The sequence below is a fragment of the Lacrimispora sp. genome (assembly GCF_036758025.1).
Taxonomy (GTDB): domain Bacteria; phylum Bacillota; class Clostridia; order Lachnospirales; family Lachnospiraceae; genus Lacrimispora.
Window position 1 is genome coordinate 139,290 of the sequence record NZ_DAIOXM010000010.1, and the last position, 6,000, is coordinate 145,289.

Here is a 6,000-nt window from a genome sequence, read left to right on the forward strand (position 1 = left end):
GAAGGAAATGAAGGGACTTACGCTGTCCAGGAGGTATTATGAAGAATACGGAGTACCCATGATACATCGGTATTTTCCCCAGTATGAAAACAGGGTTGCAACAGGGCTTTCGGGAGAAGGTTCTGAATGCCTGGGATTTGATGATGAACTGTCCCGCGACCACGACTGGGGACCCTCTTTTTGCATGTGGCTGACGGATGAAGATTATGAATCCATAGGAAAGAGTCTGCAGGAGATGTATGATTGTGTGCCAAAGGAATATAAGGGATTTCCTCAAAGACTGGAAAGTCAGGGCGGAGCGGGAAGAACAGGTGTTATTCGGATTTCTGATTTCTACAGGAGGTATACTGGATTATCTTATGGACCTGAAACCTTAAGGGAATGGGAAACCATACCGGAGAGCTTTCTGGCAACTGCTGTAAACGGAGAAGTATTCCGGGATGACTTGGGTACATTTTCTGCCATCCGAAAGACTCTTCAGGGCTTTTATCCAGAAGATTTAAGGCTGAGAAAAATCGCTGCCAGAGTTGCCATCATGGCACAAAGCGGTCAATACAATTTTCCCAGGTGCTTAAAGCGGAAAGAGGAAGTGGCCGGGGCAATGGCTCTTTGTGAGTTTACAGAAGCGGCCTGCTCCATGGTATATCTTTTGAACCGAAGATATATGCCCTTTTATAAATGGGCCCATCACGGCATTCAATTCCTTCCTGTTCTTTCCGGCGTCCATGGGCAGTTAAGCCGTCTTTATGCAGTTGGAAAGGCGGAAGAAAAGCAGGCCATGGTTGAAGAAATCTGCTGTTGTGTTATAAGAGAGCTGAAAAACCAGGGCCTGACCAGGGGAGACAGTGACTTCTTACTGGATCACGGTCAGGAAGTGGTAGGTCATATACAGGATGATGAAATAAGAATCAGACCAATTATGATGAGGGGATGCTGATGAATGACAGATTGACAGAGCAGATAATTGATTTTGAATGGAACATGTTTTCCAGTGTAAATAATGCAGGAGGGCCTGCCCCCTGCCAGAGCGATAAAGAGACTTTTGTGATCATGAGAAGCAGTCAGTTTAAAACCTGGAACGAGGAAACTCTGGAAAACTATCTGGAGGATTTAAAAACTGCTGCAAAAGAAAACTGGAATCTGGTGACTGAAAAGTATGCCAGAATGATGAAGTATACGTTTCCCCAGGAATATGATTCCATCAAGGATGCCCTTCCTGAGGCAAGTGCTGCCAAGGAAGAACTGGTTTCAAAAATTGTGGAATATCATAAAATCTGGAATAGAGAACTGGAAGAGCAGTATCCCAATGTGATGAAACATGGCCGCCCTGTACTGACTCAGGAGGATGACGAAAACCATACTTCAATTGAAACCTATCTGACTGGTGAACTGTTGACGTATTCTGAGAAAACGCTGCGGAGTTATTTCCTGTATGCAGCCTTTCAAATGGCAGGAGGAATCAATATGAGCAGAAAAACTCTGGAGTATACAGCCCGGGCTTATGGCTATGAAAATTTAGAGAAAGCAGAAAAGAATATTTCAAACAAAGATAATGATATTTCAAATGTAAGTAAATAATTGACATAATGAAAATGGAGTGGTATAGTAAGTTTAGAAGCAAAATAGTATGCCAAATAAAAATGGAGGAATGCAATATGGAGAAGAATTATTTCGGGACACTGTCCAAACGGATGTATGATTTCCGGGAAAAGGTGCTAGAAACAAAACCAATGATCTGTGCTGAGAGAGCCTTGTTAGCAACGGATAGCTACAAAAAACATAAAAATCAGCCAAGTGTGATGAAACGTGCACTGATGCTCCAAAATATCCTGGAAAAGATGTCAATTTACATTGAGGATGAAACTTTGATTGTGGGAAATCAGGCTTCCTCCAATCTGGCAGCTCCGATTTTTCCGGAGTACACTCTGGACTTTGTTCTCAAAGAATTGGATTTATTTGAGAAACGTGATGGTGATGTTTTTTACATAACCGAGAAAACCAAGGAAGATTTGCGTTCCATTGCGGATTTCTGGGATAACAATAATTTGAGAGCTAAAGGCGGAGCTTTATTGCCGGAAGAAGTCAGTGTTTTTATGGAAACCGGTTTTTTCGGTATGGAGGGGAAACTCAATGCCGGTGATGCTCATTTAGCTGTGGAGTATCAAAAAGTATTAGAAATTGGCTTGATTGGTTATGAAGAACGAACCAAAAGAGAGAAAGCTAACCTGGATTTGATGATACCGGAAAATATTGATAAATACCATTTTTATAACGCAATACTGATTGTAATTGATGCAGTGAAGACCTATGCGGAACGTTTTTCCCAGCTTGCAAAGGAAAAAGCAGCCACTGCCGAACCAAAACGTCAGGCTGAATTGCTTGAAATCAGCCGGATTTGTGCAAAGGTTCCTTATCATCCGGCTGAAACATTCCATGAGGCAATTCAATCGGTTTGGTTCATTCAACTGATTCTGCAGATTGAGTCAAATGGACATTCACTTTCTTATGGCCGCTTTGATCAATACATGTATCCGCATTTAAAAGCCAGTTTAGAAAATGGTTCCATTACTGAGGAGAGTGCCGTTGAATTACTGACTAATCTCTGGATCAAAACACTGACCGTCAATAAGGTACGGAGTCAGTCTCATACTGCCAGCAGTGCAGGCAGTCCACTGTATCAAAATGTTACCATTGGCGGTCAGACCAGAGACAAAAAGGACGCAGTCAATGACTTATCCTATCTGGTGTTACGCAGCGTTTCCCAGACAAAACTGCCGCAGCCGAATCTGACCGTCAGATATCATTCTGGTTTAGATAATCGGTTTATGAGTGAATGTATTGAGGTTATGAAACTGGGCTTTGGTATGCCGGCTTTTAACAATGATGAAGTCATTATTCCTTCGTTTATCAAATGGGGCGTAAAAGAAGATGATGCTTACGATTATAGTGCCATTGGCTGTGTGGAGACAGCGGTTCCTGGTAAATGGGGATATCGCTGTACCGGAATGAGCTATTTGAACTTCCCCAGAATTCTGTTGGTTGCTATGAATGATGGCGTTGATTTAACATCAGGCAGGCGGTTTACGAAAGGATACGGACACTTTAAAGACATGAAATCTTATGAAGATCTTAAGTATGCATGGGATAAAGTGATTCGGGAATTGACAAAAATGAGTGTTATCGTTGAGAATGCCATTGATTTGGCACTTGAACGGGATGTACCAGATATTCTTTGTTCAGCGCTGGTTGATGATTGTATCGGCCGCGGTAAAACTCTGAAAGAGGGAGGCGCGATTTATGACTTCATTTCCGGATTGCAGGTAGGAATTGCAAATATGGCGGATTCTCTGGCGGCAATAAAAAAACTGGTATTTGAAGAAAAGAAGATCACTTGTGAAGAGTTGTGGGATGCTCTGATAGAAGATTTTCAGAGTGAGCGGGGAAAAGCGATTCAGAATATGCTGATTAATGAAGCTCCCAAGTATGGTAATGATGAAGACTATGTCGACCAGTTAGTAGTTGATGCTTACAATCAATATATTGATGAAATAGAGAAGTACCCAAATACCAGGTTTGAACGGGGACCAATCGGCGGGATTCGATATGCAGGAACATCAAGTATTTCTGCTAATGTAGGGCAAGGTCAGGGAACCATGGCAACACCGGATGGCCGAAATGCCAGAACCCCGCTTGCCGAGGGCTGCTCTCCGGCTCATGTGATGGATAAAAATGGTCCGACGGCAGTATTTAAGAGTGTCTCCAAACTGCCGACTGAAAAGATTACCGGAGGGGTTTTGCTAAACCAGAAGGTAACACCGCAGGTACTTGAAAAGGAAGAAGATAAGATGAAATTGATTGCAATGCTGAGAACCTTCTTTAATCGTTTGCATGGCTATCATGTACAGTATAATGTGGTTTCCAGAGATACCCTTGTGGATGCTCAAATACAGCCGGAAAAACACAGGGATTTAATCGTCCGGGTGGCAGGCTACAGCGCATTTTTCAATGTTCTTTCTAAGCAAACCCAGGATGATATTATTGAGAGAACAGAGCAGGTGTTATAAGTTTCAATGAAGCTGAGGGCTGCCGCACTACAATGAAAAGTCGTAAGTGTGGCAGCCCCTTTATGAGTCCGTTTGGAGTGGGAGACGAGAGAAGATGAAAGTTTTGACGGTGGATATTGGTGGAACATTTATCAAATACGCTTATATGAATGAAGACATGATAATTCTGGACAGGGGGTCGGCGGAAACACCGAAATCAGGCAGGGAGGAATTAGTGGAAGCAATCGGTGTCCTTTATGATAAAATGCCTGAAGTTGACGGAATTGCTATATCCATGCCGGGAATTATTGACGCAGAAAACGGGTACTGCGTTATGGGAGGTGCTCTAAGGTATAACGATGATTTTTACTTTAGACACAGTCTGTATCAGAGGTGCCCGGTAAAAATACATATAGAAAATGATGCAAAGTGCGCAGCCATGGCGGAAGCAGCAAAGGGAAGTTTAAAGGATGTGAAGGACGGTTTCGTGATTATTATAGGTACCATGATCGGCGGGGGATATATCAAGGATCATAAGCTTCACCGGGGAAAACATTTTTCAGCAGGGGAAGTGTCTTATATTAACACAATACGGGATGGAGATCCAGAATATGAAACAGTATGGGGAAATCGGTGCAGCACTCCGGCTTTGTGTAAAATGTATGCGGATAAGAAACAGATTCCTGAAAGCCAGGTGGATGGAGTCAGGTTTTTTGAAGCTGTTCATCAAGGAGATGAAGATGCAAAAAAATGCCTGGAGTTATTTACGAAGGAGATTGCCGTACAGATTTTTAATCTCCAGAACGTACTGGACCCGGAACGGTTTGCAATAGGCGGCGGAATCAGTGCGCAGCCGGTTTTTATTGAGTACATAAGGGAGAATTTGAAGAAGCTGTACTGTACATGTCCTTATCGTGTTCCACAGGCAGAGGTGGTGTGCTGTAAGTTCCAAAATGATGCGAATCTCATCGGTGCTCTGCAGTGTTTTATGACTGAAGAGGTTTTAGAAGAAAAGGTTTCATAATAGGAGGGGGCAGTTATGAAAGAAAAAAACCTGTAATAATGGATGGAACGTTTCTAAAAGATGATGGTACATATAATCAGCCTCGTTTAAAAAACAACTGGATAAGCTTAAAGAAAAGAATATCCGTTTTGCCGTTGCCAGTGGAAGACAGTATTATGGTGTGATACATTTGTTTAAACAGATGATTTCGGATATTATTTTTGTGACTGAAAATGGAAGTTGTATCACGGAACAGGATAAGATAATTTTTATGAAAACGATGTATCCTCAACATGTAAAGAAAATTATAGAGCAGCTTAACAGCAGTGAAATGAAGAAATACATAATTAGCGGAAAGAATCATGCCTATATTGACCGCAGCAATGACCAATAATGTATATCATTTTGAACTGATTATTACTATAAATTTAATTAATAAGGAGAGAGTACATTTATGATGAGAGGAACAAGTGCGTCAGCCGGAATTGGAATTGGAAAAGCTGTTGTGGTGGTGGAAACAGAGTTAAAGATCAAAAAGGAAGCCATTGCAGATCCTGAGGCAGAAAAGGTCCGTTTTCAGGCAGCGGTTAAGCAGGCCATTGAGGAAACCGAGGTCCTTGCAAAAGATCTGGCTGCCAGGGTAGGGCCTAAGGATGCAGAAATATTAAACGGCCATCTGCTTCTCTTTTCCGATATGTTTCTTATGGGAGAAATCGAAAATATTATTGCAGGGGAGAACGTTAACAGTGAATATGCCATTGAAAACGTCTGCAATACTTACGCAGATACCTTTGCTTCCATGGGGAACGAGCTGATGCAGCAGAGGGCTACCGATATGCATGATATTAAGACGCGTATGCAGAAAATCCTTATGGAAGTATCTTCGGTGGATATTTCATCCCTTCCTGAGGGAAGCGTAATCGTGGCAAAGGATTTGACTCCTTCCATGACTGC

Annotated in this window: 5 protein-coding genes and 1 pseudogene; all 6 read left to right on the plus strand. The window is 42.3% G+C overall.

Annotation, left to right across the window (positions count from 1 at the left end):
• Positions 1 to 7 precede the first annotated feature (7 nt).
• Positions 8 to 937, plus strand: coding sequence for a DUF4037 domain-containing protein (locus V7M78_RS10770; RefSeq protein ID WP_333649309.1), 930 nt, complete (start codon positions 8 to 10; stop codon positions 935 to 937).
• Entirely contained in the window at positions 937 to 1,578 is a 642-nt protein-coding gene (locus V7M78_RS10775; RefSeq protein ID WP_333649311.1) for a DUF4125 family protein, read from the plus strand. Before V7M78_RS10770 ends, V7M78_RS10775 begins: the two co-directional genes overlap by 1 nt.
• 77 nt (positions 1,579 to 1,655) lie before the next feature.
• Positions 1,656 to 4,064 (plus strand): glycyl radical protein, encoded by a 2,409-nt coding sequence (locus V7M78_RS10780; RefSeq protein WP_333649313.1) that lies wholly within the window; start codon positions 1,656 to 1,658, stop codon positions 4,062 to 4,064.
• 94 nt (positions 4,065 to 4,158) lie between these two features.
• Complete coding sequence (locus V7M78_RS10785; protein WP_333649315.1) at positions 4,159 to 5,067, plus strand: ROK family protein; 909 nt, start codon at positions 4,159 to 4,161, stop codon at positions 5,065 to 5,067.
• A gap of 91 nt (positions 5,068 to 5,158) precedes the next feature.
• Positions 5,159 to 5,440, plus strand: a pseudogene (locus tag V7M78_RS21640) (HAD family hydrolase); the annotation flags it as partial.
• Positions 5,441 to 5,500: 60 nt separating this feature from the next.
• Positions 5,501 to 6,000 (plus strand): phosphoenolpyruvate-utilizing N-terminal domain-containing protein (locus V7M78_RS10790; protein ID WP_333649318.1); only part of this gene is annotated, 500 nt, incomplete at its 3' end.

Excerpts from the sequence above, each read along its gene's own strand:
- V7M78_RS10785 (WP_333649315.1), top strand. The coding sequence starts at position 4,159 with ATGAAAGTTTTGACGGTGGATATTGGTGGAACATTTATCAAATACGCT.
- V7M78_RS10780 (WP_333649313.1), top strand. The coding sequence starts at position 1,656 with ATGGAGAAGAATTATTTCGGGACACTGTCCAAACGGATGTATGATTTC.
- V7M78_RS10770 (WP_333649309.1), top strand. The coding sequence starts at position 8 with ATGAAGGGACTTACGCTGTCCAGGAGGTATTATGAAGAATACGGAGTA.
- V7M78_RS10775 (WP_333649311.1), top strand. The coding sequence starts at position 937 with ATGAATGACAGATTGACAGAGCAGATAATTGATTTTGAATGGAACATG.